Source organism: Enterobacter sp. 940_PEND, from assembly GCF_001059415.1.
Classification (GTDB): Bacteria; Pseudomonadota; Gammaproteobacteria; order Enterobacterales; family Enterobacteriaceae; genus Enterobacter; species Enterobacter cloacae_M.
Genome location: NZ_JUMS01000093.1, coordinates 1 through 19,482 on the forward strand (window position 1 = coordinate 1; position 19,482 = coordinate 19,482).

Below are 19,482 nucleotides of genomic sequence, written 5' to 3' on the forward strand. Positions count from 1 at the left end.
CTTACGGAAACGCTTCGGCGATTTACAGCCGGACCAGGGCATCGCTGTAAGCCATTCACTTTCCTGAAACCACATGCATCACTTCAGGTGAAAAAATTACTGGGTAACCCTCCGCCCACGGGGAGAGGGAAAAAACGAACCGCACAAAATTCGCTATCCTTTCCCGCTTTTTATCTAAAAACGAATCGTTATGAGCGATTCATTTTTATTCCTTTATCAAAATTCCCGCGCCGGAAATACTGCCCTCATAACAACAAGGGGAGCAGGCACTATGGCAATTTCATCGCGAATCACACTTCTCGGCGCACTGGCGCTGTGGGCATTTCAGGCGCAGGCGGTGGACGTCACCGTCGCGTATCAAACCTCTGCGGAACCGGCGAAAGTCGCGCAGGCGGACAACACCTTTGCGAAAGAGAGCGGCGCGAAAGTCGACTGGCGCAAGTTCGACAGCGGCGCATCCGTGGTGCGTGCGTTAGCCTCCGGCGACGTGCAGATCGGCAATATCGGATCCAGCCCGCTGGCGGTGGCGGCCAGCCAGCAGGTGCCGATCGAGGTTTTCCTGCTCGCCTCGCAGCTCGGTAACTCAGAAGCGCTGGTAGTGAAGAAAAACATCACTAAACCGGAAGATCTGATCGGCAAACGCATCGCCGTGCCGTTTATCTCCACAACCCACTACAGCCTGCTGGCGGCGCTCAAACACTGGGGCATCAAGCCGGGTCAGGTACAAATCATCAACCTGCAGCCGCCGGCGATTATCGCGGCCTGGCAGCGCGGGGATATTGACGGGGCTTACGTCTGGGCACCGGCAGTGAACGAACTGGAAAAAGACGGCACCGTGCTGACCGACTCAGAAAAAGTGGGCCAGTGGGGCGCGCCAACCCTCGACGTGTGGGTCGTGCGCAAAGACTTCGCCGAGAAACATCCTGAGGTGGTGAAAGCCTTCGCCAAAAGCGCGATTGATGCCCAGCAGCCGTACATCTCTAACCCGGATGAATGGCTGAAGCAGCCCGCCAACCTGGAAAAACTCTCCCGCCTGAGCGGCGTGCCGGAAGCGGACGTGCCGGGGCTGGTGAAAGGCAATACCTATCTGACCCCCGCGCAGCAGGTGCAGCAGCTTACCGGGCCGGTAAACAAAGCGATTGTTGATACCGCCACCTTCCTGAAAGAGCAGGGCAAAGTGCCAGCGGTGGCGACGGATTACAGCCAGTACGTGACCGATCGTTTTGTGAAATAAGGAGTCCGCCATGCTGAATATTACGAACCTGTACGCCGATTACGGCGGTAAGCCCGCGCTGGAGGACATCAACCTGACGCTGGACAGCGGTGAGCTGCTGGTGGTGCTGGGCCCGTCCGGGTGCGGAAAAACCACGCTGCTGAATCTGATCGCCGGGTTTGTCCCTTATCAGCATGGCACCATCCAACTGGAAGGCAAAAAGGTGGAAGGCCCGGGCGCCGAGCGCGGCGTGGTCTTCCAGAACGAAGGATTGCTTCCCTGGCGCAACGTGCAGGAAAACGTGGCGTTTGGGCTACAGCTTGCGGGCGTCAATCGCGAACAGCGGCTGGAAACGGCACGGACGATGCTGAAAAAAGTGGGGCTGGAAGGGGCGGAAAAACGCTTTATCTGGCAGCTTTCCGGCGGCCAGCGGCAGCGCGTGGGTATTGCCCGCGCGCTGGCCGCGAATCCGCAGCTGTTGCTGCTGGACGAGCCGTTCGGGGCGCTGGATGCCTTCACCCGCGAGCAGATGCAAACCCTGCTGCTGCGCCTGTGGCACGAGACGGGCAAGCAGGTGCTGTTGATTACCCACGATATCGAAGAGGCGGTGTTTATGGCGACGGAGCTGGTGCTGCTCTCGCCGGGGCCGGGCCGCGTGCTGGAGCGCTTGCCGCTGGATTTCGCCCGCCGCTTCGTCGCGGGAGAACCCGTGCGCAGCATCAAATCCGATCCGCTGTTTATCGAACAGCGTGAATACGTCTTAAGCCGCGTGTTTGAACAACGGGAGGCTTTCTCATGAGCATCGTCTTCAGTGAAAAAACGCGCCGCACGCGTCTGGCGCTGCGCTGGCCTTTCTCGCGCCAAATCACGTTGAGCGTCGGTACGCTGCTGGTGCTGCTGGCGGTGTGGTGGGCGGTTGCTGCCCAGCAGTGGGTCAGCCCGCTGTTTCTGCCGCCGCCGGGCCAGGTGCTGGTCAAACTCATTACCATCGCCGGGCCGCAGGGCTTTATGGATGCCACGCTCTGGCAGCACTTAGGTGCAAGTCTGGCGCGTATTCTGGTGGCGCTTCTGGCAGCGGTAATTATCGGGATACCGGTCGGGATCGCGATGGGCTTAAGCCCGACGGTGCGCGGCATACTCGACCCGCTGATTGAGCTTTACCGTCCGGTGCCGCCGCTGGCCTGGCTGCCGCTGGTGGTTATCTGGTTCGGCATAGGTGAAACGCCCAAAGTTTTACTCATCTATCTGGCGATCTTTGCGCCGGTTGCAATGTCAACGCTGGAAGGCGTGAAGAGCGCCCAGCAGGTGCGGATCCGCGCGGCGCAGTCGCTGGGAGCCAGCCGCACGCAGGTGCTGCTGTTCGTGATTTTACCGGGCGCGCTGCCGGAAATTTTAACCGGGCTGCGCATCGGCCTCGGCGTGGGCTGGTCCACGCTGGTGGCGGCAGAGCTGATTGCGGCCACGCGCGGCCTTGGGTTTATGGTGCAGTCGGCGGGAGAGTTCCTGGCGACTGACGTGGTGCTGGCAGGGATCGCGGTGATCGCCGCGATCGCCTTCGGATTAGAACTGGGGCTGCGCGCGTTACAGCGCCGCCTGACGCCCTGGCATGGAGAAATACAATGAGTGAACGTCTGACCATTACCCCGCTGGGGCCGTACATTGGCGCGCAGGTGTCGGGCCTGGATGTGACCCGTCCGCTGAGCGATAACCAGTTCGAGCAGCTGTACCACGCGGTGCTGCGCCATCAGGTCGTTTTCCTGCGGGAACAGGCGATCACCCCGCAGCAGCAGCGCGCGCTGGCCCTGCGCTTTGGCGATCTGCATATCCACCCCGTCTATCCGCATGCGGAAGGCGTGGAGGAGATTATCGTTCTGGACACCCACAACGATAACCCGCCGGATAACGACAACTGGCACACCGACGTAACCTTTATCGAGACGCCTCCCGCCGGGGCGATTCTGGCGGCGAAGCTGCTGCCGGAAACCGGCGGCGATACGCTGTGGACCAGCGGGATTGCGGCGTATGAGGCGCTCTCCGCGCCGTTCCGGACGCTGCTGAGCGGGCTGCGGGCGGAGCACGACTTCAAAAAATCGTTCCAGGAATACAAGTACCGTAAAACGGAAGAGGAACATCAGCGCTGGCAGGAGGCGGTTGCGAAGCATCCTCCGCTGCTGCACCCGGTGGTGCGGACCCATCCTGTCACGGGCAAGCAGGCGCTGTTCGTGAATGAAGGGTTCACGACGCGCATCGTGGACGTGTCCGAGAAAGAGAGTGAGGCGCTGCTGGGATTCCTGTTCGCGCATATCACCAGGCCGGAGTTTCAGGTCCGCTGGCGCTGGCAGGAGAACGACCTGGCGATCTGGGATAACCGCGTAACGCAGCACTATGCCAATGCGGACTATCTGCCGCAGCGCCGGATTATGCAGCGGGCGACGATTTTGGGGGATAAGCCGTTTTATCGTGCGCCTTGATCCCCTCACCCTAACCCTCTCCCCAAAGGCGCGAGGGGACTGCCCGGTGCGGTTTTCACCCTCTCCCTTTTAGGGAGAGGGCTGGGGTGAGGGTATTAAATGCGCCTCAATATACCGCTGATAGCGGTTCGCCTTCAGGTAACACAAATCCACCAGCACCAGTCCGTCGACGCAGTCGTTAAACGCCGGGTCGCTGCCAAAATCAATAAACTGCACGCCGCCGGGTTCACACAGCTCGGAATACTGCTTGTAGAGCGGCGGAATGCCGCAGCCCAGATTGCCGAGCAGGGATTTCAGCTTTGTCAGGTCATCCACGTAATCCACGCCGCCAAACTGCGCGAGCACGTCCGGCAGCGATGCGGGATACGGCTGACGTGACGCGGCCAGCGGATGCGTTGCCGGGAACCACAGGCGGTAAAAGGCCACCAGCAGATCCCGTGCGGCAGGCGGTAAGCCACCGGAAATCGAGACCGGGCCAAACAGGTAGCGGTAGTTCGGATAACGCGCCAGGTAGGCTCCAATGCCGGACCATAAATAGTCCAGGCCGCGGCGTCCCCAGTAGCGCGGCTGAATAAAGCTGCGCCCCAGCTCAATGCCGTGCTCCAGTACGTCCTGCATTTTGTCGTCGTAGTGGAACAGGCTATAGCTGTACAACCCCTCAACGCCGCGCTTTTCGATCTGCATGGCCGTCGGCATAAAGCGATACGCCCCGACGATCTCCAGATCGTCCTCATCCCACAGGATCAGGTGCAGATAATCATCGTCGTAGCTGTCGGTGTCCCGACGTTTGCCGCTCCCTTCCTCGACCGCGCGAAAGGCAATCTCGCGCAGGCGGCCCAGCTCGCGCAGCAGCGGGGCGTCTTCCTGCCCGTTGCGCTGCCAAAGATAGATGGTTTTACCGTCGCTGGTATTGCCCAGACATTCGGCCTGCGCCAGCGCGCGTTTCAGGGTGGCGCGGTCTTCCGGGCGGGCAATGGCGCACTGGGTTTTAAAGACGCCAGGCAATCCCTTGCCAAGACGCATCACGTGCTGACGGCACTGTTCGGCCATCTCACGCGACGAAAGGGTGGCGCTGTGCCAGTGATGCCAGGCAATCTGCTGGCCGATCTTAATCGGCAGCTGGCTGTGGCGGCGGCGGAACATCTGCTGCATGAGTAACAGCATTGACAGCGTCGGGGAGACCAGCGTGCTGGCATAGAAGAGCAGGCTGTTATGCGCCTGAATATGTACCGGCAGCAGCGGAGCGCGCAGCTTGCTGGCGAGTTTGATAAAGCCAGAGTGCCACTTTTTGTCGCGAATGCCTTTGCGCGTGGGACGAGAAACTTCACCGGCCGGGAAGAAAATCAGTACCCCCGCGTTTTGCAGATGCTGTTCCATCTGCACAAGAGACGTTTTCGCCGTCCTGCCGCCCATATTATCCACCGGAATAAACAGCGAGCTGAGGGGCTCAAGGTGGGTCAGCATCCTGTTGGTGACGACTTTAACATCGCGTCGCACGCGAGAAACGGCGTACATCAGCGCCAGACCGTCCAGCGTACCCGTCGGGTGGTTGGCAATAATGACCAGAGGGCCATGTTCGGGGATTTGTTCAAGATCGCGGGCGGAAACGGTGCAGAGAATATCAAGGTGTTCCAGAACTTGCTCCACCATATCCAGCCCTTTCAGGTGGCGGTGTGCTGCGGCAAATTGCTGAAATTCGTCTTCGTAGAACAGTCTTTTTAACAGACTTTTTTGCCAGGGGGCAGGCCTCGCCTGAGGCCAAAGATCGTCGAGAACGCTATCGAGGCTAAACATGGTTACTCCTCCTGCCGTCTTGCGAAGACAGTAGAAGGCGCAGATGTCGGTTGTATTGCAGTTTGGTGAAGATTAGCGCAGAGAGCAGGCCGGGTAAGGCGAAGCCGCCACCCGGCGCTAAAGCGGATTAACGCAGAATTTTCTTCTCGGCCAGATCCAGCGCGAAGTAGCTGAAGATCAGATCCGCGCCTGCGCGTTTGATGGCGCCGAGGCTTTCGAGGACCACTTTCTCTTCGTCAATCGCACCGGCCAGCGCGGCGAATTTGATCATCGCGTACTCGCCGCTGACCTGGTAAGCGCCCAGCGGCAACTCGGTGCGCTCGCGGATGTCGCGCAGGATATCAAGGTACGCGCCCGCAGGTTTCACCATCAGGCAGTCTGCGCCCTGGGCTTCGTCGAGCAGGGATTCGCGAATCGCTTCCCGACGGTTAAGCGGGTTCATCTGATAGGTTTTACGATCGCCCTTCAGCGCCGTGCCCGCAGCTTCACGGAACGGGCCGTAGAAGGAGGAGGCAAATTTGGTGGAGTAAGACATGATGGCGGTGTCGGTAAAGCCCGCCGCGTCCAGCGCCTGACGGATCGCCTGAACCTGTCCGTCCATTGCGGCAGAGGGCGCGATGAAGTCCGCACCCGCAGCGGCAGCCACGACCGCCTGTTTGCCGAGGTTCAGCAGGGTGGAATCGTTATCCACGCCGTGATCGCACAGCACGCCGCAGTGGCCGTGAGAGGTATATTCGCAGAAGCAGGTGTCTGACATAACCACCATTTCCGGCACGGTCTCTTTGCAGATGCGGGACATGCGGGCGACGAGGCCATCTTCTTTCCACGCGTCGCTGCCGGTGGCATCGGTATGGTGAGAGATGCCGAAGGTCATCACCGAGCGGATCCCCGCGTTGGCGATGCGTTCAATCTCACGCGCCAGATATTTCTCCGGAATGCGCATTACGCCCGGCATGGCTTCGATGGCTTTGTAGTCATCGATCTCTTCTTCGACAAAAATCGGCAACACCAGATCGTTTAAGGTCAGGGTTGTCTCTTCAAACATAGCGCGCAGTGCAGGTGACTTGCGCAGGCGGCGGGGACGTGCAATTAAATCGGTCATGGTATGCCTGATGTTTGTGGAACAAAGAAGGCTAGTGTACCTCAAAGTGAAGACAGGTGTTTTGGTAAAAGTGGGCATTTTATTTTGTAAAATGCGATGAGTCTGGTTTTTTGGCATCAATATATAATGCAGGACAGTATAACGCCGAAATGGAGATAAGTTATTCATATTGTTTTTATATTAAATAGAAAACATCATTGAAAATTATTCATTATTTATTTTTATATGTACATTATTGTTTCGTCTCTATTTTAATGCTTTGTTTTTATAATATTTATCTGTAGTGACAGATGATTTCTAGGTTTTGATGTGTTATTAGTCTGGATACGGACTTAATGGAAACATTCATTGAACCTTTTCGAAATGAAAATGCATAATTCCCTCCGCAATTAAACTAAACATTGCAAAATCATTGATGGACAAACTTGCTTACGTCCCTGAGGAGGGATGACCCAATGCAAACATGGAAAAAGAAACTCGTTGTATCTCAACTTGCATTAGCCTGCACCCTGGCTATCGCTTCTCAGGCCAATGCGAAGGATATTTCCGGTACGACATATAATACATTCGGATACGATAATACCGCTTCCGCTCCCTGGTATTATGGCTATGCCGACTGGGATTACTCAGACGCGACCCACGACGGCGATATTTATCCGGTGATTAATAAAAGCACCGTGAATGGTGTTATTTCAACATACTATCTGGATGATGGCATCAATGGGCGGGCGAATGCGTTAAGCATTTCCAACAGCACCATTAATGGTATGATTACCTCTAAGTGTATGACCTCCTCGTGTGCTGACGGCCTGGATACCGATGGCACCAACCATTCTCAATACGATCGTTTTAACCTGACCGTAGATAATTCCACCATTAACGATACCTATGAGCATTATGCGTATGATGTCGTGAACGGGGAAAATACGGAAAGACACAATCTGGACACGTATAATCTGGGTAATGCGATTACCCTGGATGTGGAGTCCGATATTGTTATCCAGAATAATTCCCACATTGCCGGTATTACCCTGACGCAGGGTTATCAGGAGCCGGATAATACCCCTTACGACGGTGTGGAAGGCGTAGCCAACAGCAGCAAAGTATTTACCGACACGCTGGTGGTGAAAGACTCTGTTCTGACCTCAGGCGCGTACCGCGATCTGGGGACCAACGGGTTCTACGGTCAAACCGCGAAGCCGAGCGACTACGGTGAAACGAATGCCACGGCGGCGGATGATGCGGCGCTGATCGTTGCCGCTAGCGCGTCTGATAACGCGATGCAGACCACTGCCACGTTCGATCACTCCACCGTTACTGGCGATATTCTGTTCTCCAGCACCTTCGACAACAACTTCTATCCGAACGGCGATCCGGCTACGGATACCACTGCAGACGGTGTCTATAACCCAACCACCAACGGCTGGGATGGCACCGATAAGCTGGATGTCACCCTGACCAACGGCAGCAAATGGGTCGGTGCAGCACAGTCCAGCGTCGAGGCTATCGGCCCAGCGCAGATGTATGGCCTGGGCTACAGCAACGTAGACTGGAGTAGCTTATCCCCTAACAGCATTTGGCCGGATTCCGTTTATGACAGCAACGGACACGTTGCGGGTGAAGCGGTGTATCAGAGCGGGCTGTTTAACATCGCGCTGGATAACGGCTCTGAGTGGGATACCCGCAAGCTTTCTAATATCGACACGCTGACGGTAAACAACCAGTCTCAGGTTAACGTCGAAGACTCTGGCCTGCTGGCGGACTCCATCACCCTGACCAATGCTTCATCAATGAATATTGGAGACAGCGGTGCCGTGGCGACCGACCGTCTGTATCTGGACAGCTATAGCCGTGCGGCACTGACGGAAGAAACGGCCCAACTGTATGCCAACACCATCACCGTGGATAACGGTGCTGAGCTGGCGCTGGGGCTGGGTCAGGTTGATACGCACAATATGGAACTGACCGATGGCGGGGTGCTTAACGTTGCCAGCCGAGATTACGTCCTGAACAGCGATTTGAACAACGCACGCTATATCACTAACGATAAGTACAATGCCGATTACGACTACGGTGTTGTGGCGATTAACTCTAATGGCCATCTGTCAGTAAACGGTGACGTTGCAGGTAACTACCAGGTGCGCATCGACGATGCGACCGGTGCCGGTTCCGTTGCTGATTACAAAAACAAAGAGATTATTCGCGTCTATGACAATAATGCGGATACCACAGTCAGCTTTACTGCCGCAAACAAAGCCGATTTAGGCGCTTACACCTATCAGGCGCAGCAGCAGGGTGACGCCGTTGTCCTTCAGCAGAAAGAGCTGACCGACTCTGCCAATATGGCGCTGAGCATCCCATCTGCCAATACCAATATCTGGAATCTGCAGCAGGATACCGTTGGCACGCGTCTGACCAACAGCCGTCACGGCCTGGCGGATAACGGCGGGGCGTGGGTGAGCTACTTCGGTGGCAACTTCGACGGTGACAATGGCGTTATCAGCTACGATCAGGACGTGAGCGGCATTATGGTGGGTGTGGACACCCAGATTGACGGTAATAACGCGAAGTGGATCGTCGGTGGTGCGGCAGGTTTCGCGAAGGGTGATACCAGCGATCGTACCGGTCAGGTCGATCAGGATAGCCAGACTGCGATGATCTATGCGTCAGCGAAGTTCATGAACGATCTGTTCCTCGACAGCTCCCTGAGCTACACCCGCTTCAACAGCGATCTCTCCGCCAACATGAGCAACGGTCAGTACGTTGACGGCAATACCACGAATGATGCTGTTGGTTTTGGGCTGAAGCTGGGCTATGACTGGAAGCCAAACCTCTCTGGCTACGTTACGCCATATGCCGCCGTTTCTGGCCTGTTCCAGTCTGGCGATGATTATCGTCTGAGTAATGACATGCGCGTTGATGGGCAATCTTACGATAGCCTGCGTTATGAACTCGGCGTTGATACGGGTTACACCTTCAACTACGGCGGCGAACAGGCTCTGACGCCTTACTTCAAACTGGCCTACGTCTATGACGACGCCGATAACAATGCCGATATTAACGGTGACAGCATTGATAGCGGCGTGAAAGGCTCCGCTGTGCGGGTAGGGCTGGGCACCCAGTTCAGCTTCACGAAGAACTTCAGTGCGTACACCGATGCCACTTATCTGGGCGGCGGCGACGTTGATCAGAACTGGGGCGCAAATCTGGGCGTGAAATATACCTGGAAATGAATAAAAGCGGGGGGAGTGGTTATCTCCCCCGCTTTTTATATAAGTAATAAAAATAATATTGGACCGACAAATACGGATGACTTGAGGTCTGCATGAACGTTAATGCGAAACCGCTTTCTGAATTACGCCGGCTCGAACAGTATTTAACAGCGGCCAGTACTCCTTTTACATGTGCGCCCCAGCAATTAATTACGTCAGACGAATGGAATGAGCCTTGTACGATCGTATTACAAACCGGCGTTATTGAGGTTTATCGAACTTCTGATGAACTGCTGGTGGGGATTGCGACTGCCCCTTTTATATTCGGGCTGTCTACGGTGGTGATTAATCACTCTCACGAATACAGGGTAATTGCTAAAACGGCCTGTACCGGTTTTTATTTGCCCACGGAAACCACCCGTCAACTTATCCAGCAGTATTCACTCTGGAAAGAGGCCTTCTGCTGGTTATCCTGGATAACTTACATTCTTGAGAAACGCGATAAGCAGCTGGTGGGAAATAACTCCTATCACCAGATCCGCTCGATGCTGCTGAATATGGCGGAATGGGATGAAACGCTGCGTTCAAAAATCGGTGTGATGAATCATATTCAACAGAGCACAAGAATTTCACGCTCCGTTGTTGCCGAGGTGCTTGCCGCCCTGAGGCAGGGAAATTATATCAACATGAGCCGGGGCAAGCTGGTCAGCATCAACCGCTTGCCCACGGAATATTAAGATCAGTTTGACGCGGTGAGCACCTGGGCTTTATTGGCGCTCAGTTCAGCCACTAAGTTATTAATCCCGTCACTCATATTGACGAAACGCGTATGCGGGGAGCGGGTGACCACCACAAATGCGCCCACGTTTGACTGCGGGATCATGGCCATATAGGTGATGAATCCGCCGCCGCCGCCGGTTTTCTGAATAATACCCGGACGGCCATTTTTCGGTGCCATATAGACCCACCCCATGCCGAGCGCATCGGCTTTACCCGGCACGTCCATCCCGATGACGCGTTGCAGCTGAGTGCGCTGATAAATCAGGGTCTGCATGCGATCGGCCTGGCTGCTGCGGGCGTAGAAATCTGAGGAAAGGAACTGCTGCATCCAGCGCATCATGTCGCCAGGCGTGGAATAGACCCCGCCGCTGCCCACGGCCGCGAGCGTGTTATTACAGGGGCTAGCGCCTTTCTCCGCCACCATCAGGCGACGACACTGATCCGGGGACGGGGTAAAGGTGGTGTCTTTCATACCCAGCGGACGGGTTATCTGCTCTTCAAACAGCTGCGTGTAGGGTTTGCCAGCCGCCGTTGAAAGGGCGTCCGCCAGCAGGTCAAAGGCCAGGTTTGAATAAGAGGCCTGCGAACCCGGCGCCGCCTTCAGCGTGGCGGTGCTCAGGTAGCTCCAGCGCTGGTCGCGCGTTGGCCAGACAAATACGTCACGGTGCGCCGCCCCGCCTGGCTGCTCGCGGGGCAGGGCGCTGGTGTGGGTGGCAAGGTTCACAAGCCGGATTGGCGTCCCCTGATACGTGGGTACCCGGGCGCCTGGCGGCGCGTATTTGCTGAGCGGGTCGTCGAGCTTCACCACGCCCTGGTCGAGCAGTTTCACCAGCATTTCGCTGGTCATCAGCTTGGTTAAGGACGCGATGCGGATAACGGAATCCAGCTGCGGGTGAACGTTATTTCCTGGGCGCGTTTCGCCAAAGCTGCGGAACACACGCTGGTTGCCGTCGATGACGACCATCGCCATCCCGGTCGCGCCGCTGCCGTAATAGATAAGGTTCGCGTAGCGATCGGCAATATCTGAAGCTAAAACGGGCGCCGTCAGCGGTTGGGCTGCCTGGGCGGTAGAAAAGCTCACCGCACACAGCGCGGCAAAAGAGAGCAGACAACGTTTCAACGAAAAGCATCCATGAAGTGAATGAGGAAAGTAATGGGTATTTATACTACTAAACGGTACCGCGCAATGCCCCGAATTGCATAACGATAGCGAGAAAAACGTAACCATGGGTAAATATGAACAATTTACTGACAAGCCATCTCCCATTTTGTGACATCGGGCTTATGATAGGCACCAGTGTCACTCAATCTTACGGAGAACGGTATGTCTGAGAAGCGTGTGGTTATGGTTGTCGATATGCAGAACGGGGTATTTGAAACCCCTCGTCATCAGCGCGAAAAGTGTGTCTCTCTGATCAACCAGCTTACGCAGGCAGCCGACAAGGTGATTTTTATTCAACATACCGAGGCCGGGGGCCTGGAAGAGGGAAGCGAAGGGTTTGCGCTACTGCCTGAACTCCATCAGCCTGCTGACGCGCTTTACGTCACTAAAACCGCCTGTGATGCCTTCTATAACACCGCGCTAGAGGCGCTGCTGCGTGAGCAGGGCATTCGCGAGTTTGTCATCTGCGGCTGCGCCACCGACTACTGCGTCGATGCGACGATTAAGAACGGCGTCAGCCGGGGTTATCACATTACCGTGGCGGAAGATGCCCACACTACCGCCAATCGCCCGGCGGCAGATGCGCAGATCCTGATTAACCACCACAACGACGTCTGGCGTAACTTCATCGCGCCGGCGAATCCTCTCGCGGTGAAACGCACCGAAACAATTCTTGAAAACTGGAAAGCGAACTAATAATTAACGCTCGGGTCTGACCTTTTTGCCGGAGCCGGGAGGCTGGCTCGGGCAGGTTTTTCGTGTGGTAACGTGTTGTGCGCAGCAACAGCCATAACAACAAGAAGGAAGCATTATGTTTAAGTCTTTTTTCCCAAAGCCGGGGCCTTTTTTCCTGTCGGCATTTATTTGGGCACTCATCGCTGTCATTTTCTGGCAGGCGGGCGGCGGCGCATGGCTGACGCGTATCACGGGAGCAACGGGCGAGGTGCCGATTAGCGCGGCGCGCTTCTGGTCGCTGAGCTATCTGCTGTTTTACGCCTACTATATGGTGTGCGTTGGGCTGTTTGCGCTGTTCTGGTTTATGTATTCTCCGCACCGCTGGCAGTACTGGTCGATCCTCGGCACATCGCTGATTATCTTTGTCACCTGGTTTCTTGTCGAAGTGGGCGTGGCGGTTAACGCCTGGTATGCGCCGTTCTACGATTTGATCCAGACCGCGCTGAGCTCGCCGCACAAGGTGACCATCAACCAGTTCTACCATGAAGTCGGGATCTTCCTCGGTATCGCCCTGATTGCGGTTATCATCGGCGTGATGAACAACTTCTTCGTCAGCCACTACGTTTTCCGCTGGCGTACCGCGATGAATGAACATTACATGGCGCACTGGCAGCACCTGCGCCATATCGAAGGCGCCGCGCAGCGCGTGCAGGAAGACACCATGCGTTTTGCCTCCACCCTTGAAGACATGGGCGTCAGCTTTATCAACGCCATCATGACGCTGATCGCCTTCCTGCCCGTGCTGGTAACGCTCTCTGCGCACGTGCCGGATCTGCCTATTGTCGGTCATATTCCGTATGGTCTGGTGATTGCCGCGATCGTCTGGTCGCTGATGGGGACGGGCCTGCTGGCGGTAGTGGGGATCAAGCTGCCGGGTCTGGAGTTTAAAAATCAACGCGTGGAAGCCGCTTACCGTAAAGAGCTGGTTTACGGTGAAGATGATGCCAACCGCGCCTCGCCGCCGACCGTCCGCGAGCTGTTTGGCGCCGTGCGTCGTAACTACTTCCGACTCTACTTCCACTATATGTATTTCAACATCGCGCGTATTTTGTATCTGCAGGTGGATAACGTTTTCGGTTTGTTCCTGCTGTTCCCGTCGATTGTTGCGGGTACGATTACGCTCGGTCTGATGACGCAGATTACCAACGTTTTCGGTCAGGTTCGAGGCTCGTTCCAGTACCTGATCAGCTCCTGGACCACCCTGGTAGAACTGATGTCCATCTACAAACGTCTGCGCAGTTTTGAACGTGAGCTGGACGATCGTGACCTGCAGGAAGTCACCAACACATTTAGCTAATACAGGAAGTTGCTATGTCTTTTGCCGTACCGCGCGCGTTACCGTTGTCCTTGCTGGCCGCTCTTGTGCTGGCAGGCTGTGCCGAAAAAGGTGCCGCTCCGCTCAAAAAGGGGGAGAAGCCCGTCGATGTGGCGAGCGTTGTGCGGCAGAAAATGCCCGCCAGCGTGAAGGATCGCAATGCGTGGGCAGATGCGCTGGCAAAAACCTTTGAAAGCCAAAAGATCGCGCCGACCGAGGAGAATATCTGCTCGGTGCTGGCGGTGGCGCAGCAGGAGTCGATGTACCAGTCAGACCCGGTCGTGCCGGGCCTGAACAAAATTGCCTGGAAAGAGATCGACCGCCGCGCGGAGTCCATGCATATCCCGGTTTTCCTGGTGCATACCGCGCTTAAAATCACCTCGCCGAACGGCAAAAGCTACAGCGAACGGCTGGATGCGGTGAAAACCGAAAAACAGCTTAGCGCCATCTTTGATGATTTCATCAGTATGGTCCCGATGGGGCAGAAGCTGTTTGGCTCGCTGAACCCGGTACATACCGGTGGCCCGATGCAGGTGAGCATTGCGTTCGCGGAGAAGCATACCGACGGCTACCCGTGGAAAATCGACGGTACGGTACGTCAGGAGGTCTTCTCCCTGCGCGGTGGGCTGTGGTTCGGCACGTATCATCTGCTGAACTATCCGGCGAACTACAATGAGCCGCTGTACCGCTTTGCCGACTTTAACGCGGGCTGGTATGCCAGCCGTAATGCGGCGTTCCAGAGTGCGGTCAGCCGCGCAAGCGGCGTCAAGCTGGCGCTGGACGGCGATCTCATCGCTTACGGCAGCAGCGAGGCGGGAAGCACCGAGCTGGCAGTACGGAAATTATCGACAACGCTTGGCTTAAGCAACAGCGACATTCGCCGTCAGCTTGAGAAAGGCGATAGCCTGGCCTTTGAGAAAACGGATCTGTACAAGAAGGTGTTTGCGCTTGCGGAGCAGAAAAGTGGGAAAACGTTACCGAGGGCGATCCTGCCGGGGATCCAGCTGGAAAGCCCGAAGATCACGCGTAACCTGACAACCGCATGGTTCGCAAAACGCGTGGACGATCGCCGGGCGCGCTGTATGGGGCTTTAACGGCGACGGCGAAAGCGCAGAACTAACGCTACAACGCCCAGAATCATACATCCCGCGAGGAAGGGGATCAGGCCGAACAGGGTGCTTACGCCAAACCCAATCTCAACTCGCGGGCGTCCGTTATCCTGCACCTGCATCAGGTGTTCATAAACGCCGGGGGCATGGACCAGCATGTTGAGCAGCTGGGAGCCGGCCCAGAAGCAGAACAGGACAAACAGGGCATAAGCAATATTACCCGCCGTGGAGGTTTTTGGTTTGCCGCCAAAAATCGGTTTCGACAATGTAAAGTCAGCCATGTTGACCTCCCGTGGTATCACTCTGTTTTAATACGCGTCTTACGGGGTGAGTTTGACAGGTCATCGCATTTGTCAATATCAGAATCGTGGTAATTTGCGCTCAGGAATTCTCCTGGATTGTCGATTTCTGCAGCACATCACAATTTCATCACTTAAGTGAAATTGCGTCGCGTTTCAGAATTTCCGTATCTGCCACAGACCTGGCCGAAAAACTGTGAGAGGATGTCTTTTTTTCCTGCCGGAGTTGTTATGAAGCTCACGTCCAAACTACGCCGTGACTGGCACTACTACGCCTTTGCCATCGGGCTGATCTTTATTCTTAACGGTGTCGTGGGCCTGTTGGGGTTTGAAGCAAAAGGGTGGCAAACCTATGCCGTCGGGCTGGTGACCTGGGTGATAAGTTTCTGGCTGGCGGGGCTGATTATCCGCCGTCGTCCTGAAGAGACGACAGCGGATGAGGCGAAGAGCGCCGATTAACCGTTTACGGAACTTTTAAGCGCGCTGTCGGCGGCGTGACGCTCCAGCGCCAGTTCTATCAGGCGGGTGATCAGTTCCGGGTAGCTCAGGCCGCTGGCCTGCCACAGTTTTGGATACATGCTGATGTTAGTGAACCCCGGCAGCGTGTTGATTTCATTGATCACCACTTCGTTTTCCTGCGTCAGGAACACATCCACGCGCGCCATGCCGCAGCAGCCGAGCGTCTGATAAGCGCGAATGGCGATCGCCCGGATCTTATCGTTAATCGCCGGATCGATATCCGCAGGAACGACAACCTGCGCGCCTTTGTCATCAATGTATTTGGTGTCGTACGAGTAGAAGTCGCTGTTTAACACCACTTCGCCGCAGGTGCTCGCCTGTGGAAAATCGTTGCCCAGCACGGCGCACTCAATTTCACGGCCTTTGATGCCCTGCTCAACCACCACTTTATGGTCGAACTCAAACGCCAGACGGACGGCCTGCGTGAACTCTGCTTCGCTGGTGACTTTGCTGACGCCCACGGAGGAGCCCTGGTTTGCCGGCTTCACAAACAGCGGCAGACCCAGCTCTCCGCTGATTTGCGCGAAGCTGTGTTTGTCGCGGTTTGCGCGGGTGAGGGTCACGAATGGCGCAATATTCAGCCCGGCATCGCGCAGCAGGCGTTTGGTGACGTCTTTGTCCATGCACGCGGCAGAGCCGAGTACGTCCGAGCCGACGAACGGCAGGTTGGCCATGCGCAGCATCCCCTGCAGGGAACCATCTTCGCCCAAGGTGCCGTGAACAATAGGGAAGACAACGTCGATCTGGGCGAGAGCCTGAGCGTTGCCGGCGTCGATGAGCTGCCCCTTCACGACGCCGGGTACGGTGGCGACGCTTACTTCCGAAGGATTAAGGGCGATATGGGCCGGATCGTGAGCGTTCAGCAGATACTGGCTGGCATCGTTAACGTGCCACTGACCCTGTTTATCAATGCCCAGCAGCACCACGTCGAAACGGCTTTTATCGATCGCATCAACGATATTTTTGGCCGATTGCAATGACACTTCGTGCTCCGCTGATTTTCCCCCAAAGACAATACCTACGCGCTGCTTAGCCATCTCACTCTCTTCCAGTCTGACGAAAAGCCAATAACATACCACGATGCCCGGCGTGTTTCGCGGCCTTCTGCCATAATGTTTTGGGGAATGTTGAGGGGGGAGAGTGAGAGGAAAAACGCTGCTGACCGGATTTATCATTTTGACCATCGCAACGCTGGGTTACCGCTGGTTGCCGCCTTACTACAACCCTTTCACGCCGCTGACGCTTGACGATCCGCCAGGCCGAATCACTCAGTATAAGCTTCGGCGTTTAACTCCCGAGGCGTGCGCGAGCCTGCTGTTACAGGTTAACCAACGCGATCTCATCCGCACCCAGCCGGTAGCGGACAGCGGCGGCGCGTGTCCCCTTAACAACGTCGTGCGCGTGCGTGACTTCGGCCCTGTCGGCCTGAACAGCAGCTTTCTTGCCAGCTGCCCGCTGGCGCTCAGCTCAGCTCTCTTTATCAGCCAGCAGGCCCGGCCGCTGACAAAACGCTATACGGGCAGCGAGCTCGCGCGTATCGACCACCTTGGCAGCTTTGCCTGCCGCAATATTTATCACCGCCCTGACGCGCGCCGCAGTGAACATGCCACGGCGGAGGCGCTGGATATTGCCGCTTTTCGTCTGGCGAACGGTGAACGCGTCACGGTGCTGAACGGCTGGAAGGCGGCAACAACGCAGCCATGGCTAAAGGCCATGCTGGCGGCGAGCTGTGGCTACTACGGGAACGGCCTGGGACCGGAGTATAACGCGGCGCATGCTAACCATTTTCATCTGGGAATGCGCGGTTTTGGCCTCTGCCAGTAAAGCATAATATTCCGCCAGAAAATGGATGAATTGTGACTTGTTTCACAAATATGATGACTGGGAAGATAAAACACCAAAGTCAGTCGGGCCGCATCTCTGGTGCGACGTCAAAACGCGTAACTTGCTAATCTGTAGGCGAATTCGCCTAAAAATGAAGACTATTTCGTTATGGAATCCTGGAAAGTTAATCTTATCTCGGTCTGGTTTGGCTGCTTCTTTACCGGGCTGGCCATTAGCCAGATCCTGCCGTTCCTGCCGCTGTACGTCTCGCAGCTGGGGGTGACCTCGCATGAAGCGCTCTCCATGTGGTCCGGCCTGACGTTCAGCGTCACGTTTCTGGTGTCCGCCATTGTGTCACCGATGTGGGGCAGCCTGGCGGATCGGAAAGGCCGTAAACTGATGCTGCTGCGCGCCTCGCTCGGGATGGCGATCGCCATTCTGCTCCAGGCCTTCGCCACCAACGTCTGGCAGCTGTTTTTCCTGCGCGCGGTGATGGGGCTGACGTCCGGGTACATTCCAAACGCCATGGCGCTGGTCGCCTCTCAGGTGCCGCGCGAGCGTAGCGGCTGGGCGCTGAGCACGCTCTCAACGGCGCAGATCAGCGGCGTCATCGGCGGTCCGCTGCTGGGGGGCTTTCTGGCGGACCACGTCGGGCTGCGCGCGGTATTTATCATCACCGCGATCCTGCTGGTGGTCAGTTTTCTGGTCACGCTCTTTCTTATAAAAGAGGGGGGACGCCCGGTTATCAGTAAATCTGAACGCCTGAGCGGCAAGGCCGTCTTCGCCTCGCTGCCCTATCCGGGACTGATGATCAGCCTGTTTGTGACCACTATGGTTATCCAGCTCTGTAACGGTTCGGTCGGTCCGATTCTGGCGCTGTTTATCAAGTCGATGGAGCCGGATAGCACAAATATCGCTTTTCTGAGCGGCATGATTGCCGCCGTACCGGGCGTATCCGCCCTGATTTCCGCGCCGCGTCTGGGAAAACTGGGTGACAGGATCGGCACCGCGCGCATCCTGATGGCGACGCTGATCTTTGCGGTGGTGCTCTTCTTCGCGATGTCGTTTGTCACCTCTCCGCTTCAGCTTGGCGTATTGCGGTTTCTGCTCGGCTTTGCTGATGGCGCCATGTTGCCTGCGGTACAGACCCTGCTGGTTAAATATTCCAGCGACCAGGTGACGGGGCGTATCTTTGGATATAACCAGTCATTCATGTATCTGGGGAATGTTGCCGGTCCGCTTATTGGCGCATCCGTTTCCGCGATGGCCGGTTTTCGTTGGGTATTTGCCGCCACGGCGATTGTCGTTTTAATCAATATTATCCAGCTGGCTATTGCGCTGCGTCGCCGCAGACAAATGGCGGAAGCGAAATCGTCGAGATAATCGTTTCGTTGATGTATTATATATTCTTATGGTAGCCGCATTTTTATATAACAAAATGCGGCGTTTTTTTATAGAAAAACGTTTCGCTCACCGCGGCGGTTCTTTATTTTTATTCCTGCATCACTTTTGCATACCATAATAAATTTCTTCTCTTTGCATTATGGATTCAGAATGCTAACTTCAGACAAAACTGAAAAAGGAACTGGCACGATGAAAAATCTCATTGCTGAATTGCTGGTCAAACTGGCACAAAAGGAAGAGGAGTCAAAAGAGCTGATTGCTCAGGTCGAAGCGCTGGAAATTGTGGTCACCGCGCTGCTGCGACAAATGGCGAAAACCGATCAACAGGCGTTGATTGAGAGCGTGGAAGGCGCATTGGACAGCGTCAGGCCTGAATCGCAGGTTCCGGTTGAGGATGCCGAGATGCTCCACCAGTACGTAAAGAAGCTGTTAAGGCATCCGCGCACCTAAACCGTCACAGGACGTAACGACGTGTCATAGAATTGTCATGCAGGATGCCTATAGTCGCTCTGTTTTTATTTTTATGTATTTGTACATGGAGAA

18 protein-coding genes are annotated in these 19,482 nt (G+C 55.9%); 13 read left to right on the forward strand and 5 right to left on the reverse strand.

Annotated elements, in window-relative coordinates:
- The first annotated feature begins 271 nt into the window (after positions 1 to 271).
- From tauA to tauD, 4 genes are read left to right on the forward strand one after another with little or no spacing between them, the layout of a single operon-like run.
- On the forward strand, positions 272 to 1,234 hold the full coding sequence (gene tauA / locus ADJ24_RS12625) for a taurine ABC transporter substrate-binding protein (protein ID WP_001018397.1): 963 nt from the start codon (positions 272 to 274) through the stop codon (positions 1,232 to 1,234).
- A gap of 10 nt (positions 1,235 to 1,244) precedes the next feature.
- A complete protein-coding gene (gene tauB / locus ADJ24_RS12630; protein ID WP_023310519.1) occupies positions 1,245 to 2,012 on the forward strand; it encodes a taurine ABC transporter ATP-binding subunit in 768 nt (255 codons plus the stop codon).
- Complete coding sequence (gene tauC / locus ADJ24_RS12635; RefSeq protein WP_023310520.1) at positions 2,009 to 2,836, forward strand: taurine ABC transporter permease TauC; 828 nt, start codon at positions 2,009 to 2,011, stop codon at positions 2,834 to 2,836. Before tauB ends, tauC begins: the two co-directional genes overlap by 4 nt.
- On the forward strand, positions 2,833 to 3,684 hold the full coding sequence (gene tauD / locus ADJ24_RS12640) for a taurine dioxygenase (RefSeq protein ID WP_001547743.1): 852 nt from the start codon (positions 2,833 to 2,835) through the stop codon (positions 3,682 to 3,684). Before tauC ends, tauD begins: the two co-directional genes overlap by 4 nt.
- 69 nt (positions 3,685 to 3,753) lie before the next feature.
- Here tauD and ADJ24_RS12645 read toward each other — a convergent pair whose 3' ends face one another.
- Positions 3,754 to 5,478: a lysophospholipid acyltransferase family protein gene (locus ADJ24_RS12645; protein ID WP_023310521.1), complete on the reverse strand. Its 1,725-nt coding sequence runs from the start codon at positions 5,476 to 5,478 to the stop codon at positions 3,754 to 3,756.
- A gap of 127 nt (positions 5,479 to 5,605) precedes the next feature.
- The gene (gene hemB, locus ADJ24_RS12650; protein WP_000130706.1) at positions 5,606 to 6,580 is read right to left on the reverse strand and encodes a porphobilinogen synthase; all 975 of its coding nucleotides are present in this window, start codon (positions 6,578 to 6,580) and stop codon (positions 5,606 to 5,608) included.
- 455 nt (positions 6,581 to 7,035) lie between these two features.
- Between hemB and ADJ24_RS12655 the strand changes: the two genes are divergently transcribed.
- Both ADJ24_RS12655 and ADJ24_RS12660 read left to right on the forward strand, forming a co-directional pair.
- A complete protein-coding gene (locus ADJ24_RS12655) occupies positions 7,036 to 9,813 on the forward strand; it encodes an autotransporter outer membrane beta-barrel domain-containing protein (RefSeq protein WP_023310522.1) in 2,778 nt (925 codons plus the stop codon).
- Between the two features lie 92 nt (positions 9,814 to 9,905).
- On the forward strand, positions 9,906 to 10,529 hold the full coding sequence (locus ADJ24_RS12660; protein WP_023310523.1) for a helix-turn-helix domain-containing protein: 624 nt from the start codon (positions 9,906 to 9,908) through the stop codon (positions 10,527 to 10,529).
- Between the two features lie 2 nt (positions 10,530 to 10,531).
- Here ADJ24_RS12660 and ampH read toward each other — a convergent pair whose 3' ends face one another.
- Complete coding sequence (gene ampH, locus ADJ24_RS12665; RefSeq protein WP_023310524.1) at positions 10,532 to 11,692, reverse strand: D-alanyl-D-alanine-carboxypeptidase/endopeptidase AmpH; 1,161 nt, start codon at positions 11,690 to 11,692, stop codon at positions 10,532 to 10,534.
- 204 nt (positions 11,693 to 11,896) lie between these two features.
- On the opposite strand from ampH, the gene ADJ24_RS12670 reads away from it, so the two are divergent.
- The 3 genes from ADJ24_RS12670 (at position 11,897) to ADJ24_RS12680 (ending at position 14,878) form a co-directional block, all read left to right on the forward strand.
- Positions 11,897 to 12,430 (forward strand): isochorismatase family protein, encoded by a 534-nt coding sequence (locus ADJ24_RS12670; protein WP_023310525.1) that lies wholly within the window; start codon positions 11,897 to 11,899, stop codon positions 12,428 to 12,430.
- A 115-nt stretch (positions 12,431 to 12,545) separates the two neighbouring features.
- Positions 12,546 to 13,766, forward strand: coding sequence for a peptide antibiotic transporter SbmA (sbmA, locus tag ADJ24_RS12675; RefSeq protein WP_023310526.1), 1,221 nt, complete (start codon positions 12,546 to 12,548; stop codon positions 13,764 to 13,766).
- 14 nt (positions 13,767 to 13,780) lie between these two features.
- On the forward strand, positions 13,781 to 14,878 hold the full coding sequence (locus ADJ24_RS12680; protein WP_023310527.1) for a DUF1615 domain-containing protein: 1,098 nt from the start codon (positions 13,781 to 13,783) through the stop codon (positions 14,876 to 14,878).
- Here ADJ24_RS12680 and ADJ24_RS12685 read toward each other — a convergent pair.
- Complete coding sequence (locus tag ADJ24_RS12685; protein WP_008503287.1) at positions 14,875 to 15,174, reverse strand: DUF2755 family protein; 300 nt, start codon at positions 15,172 to 15,174, stop codon at positions 14,875 to 14,877. The two genes, ADJ24_RS12680 and ADJ24_RS12685, sit on opposite strands and share 4 nt — an antisense overlap.
- Before the next feature lie 249 nt (positions 15,175 to 15,423).
- Here ADJ24_RS12685 and ADJ24_RS12690 point away from each other — a divergent pair, with 249 nt between their 5' ends.
- The gene (locus ADJ24_RS12690; protein WP_023310528.1) at positions 15,424 to 15,651 is read left to right on the forward strand and encodes a DUF2754 domain-containing protein; all 228 of its coding nucleotides are present in this window, start codon (positions 15,424 to 15,426) and stop codon (positions 15,649 to 15,651) included.
- Here the strand turns inward: ADJ24_RS12690 and ddlA are convergent.
- A complete protein-coding gene (ddlA, locus tag ADJ24_RS12695; protein ID WP_023310529.1) occupies positions 15,648 to 16,748 on the reverse strand; it encodes a D-alanine--D-alanine ligase in 1,101 nt (366 codons plus the stop codon). The genes ADJ24_RS12690 and ddlA overlap by 4 nt on opposite strands.
- Positions 16,749 to 16,851: 103 nt before the next feature.
- On the opposite strand from ddlA, the gene ADJ24_RS12700 reads away from it, so the two are divergent.
- The 3 genes from ADJ24_RS12700 to iraP all read left to right on the forward strand — a co-directional run bounded on the left by ADJ24_RS12700 (position 16,852) and on the right by iraP (position 19,389).
- Positions 16,852 to 17,535 carry an extensin family protein gene (locus ADJ24_RS12700; RefSeq protein ID WP_023310530.1) on the forward strand — a complete coding sequence of 228 codons (684 nt, stop codon included), beginning with the start codon at positions 16,852 to 16,854 and terminating at the stop codon, positions 17,533 to 17,535.
- 168 nt (positions 17,536 to 17,703) lie between these two features.
- Positions 17,704 to 18,918, forward strand: a complete 1,215-nt coding sequence (locus ADJ24_RS12705) for a multidrug efflux MFS transporter (protein WP_023310531.1) — start codon at positions 17,704 to 17,706, stop codon at positions 18,916 to 18,918.
- A 210-nt stretch (positions 18,919 to 19,128) separates the two neighbouring features.
- A complete protein-coding gene (iraP, locus tag ADJ24_RS12710) occupies positions 19,129 to 19,389 on the forward strand; it encodes an anti-adapter protein IraP (RefSeq protein WP_048702593.1) in 261 nt (86 codons plus the stop codon).
- Positions 19,390 to 19,482 lie beyond the last annotated feature (93 nt).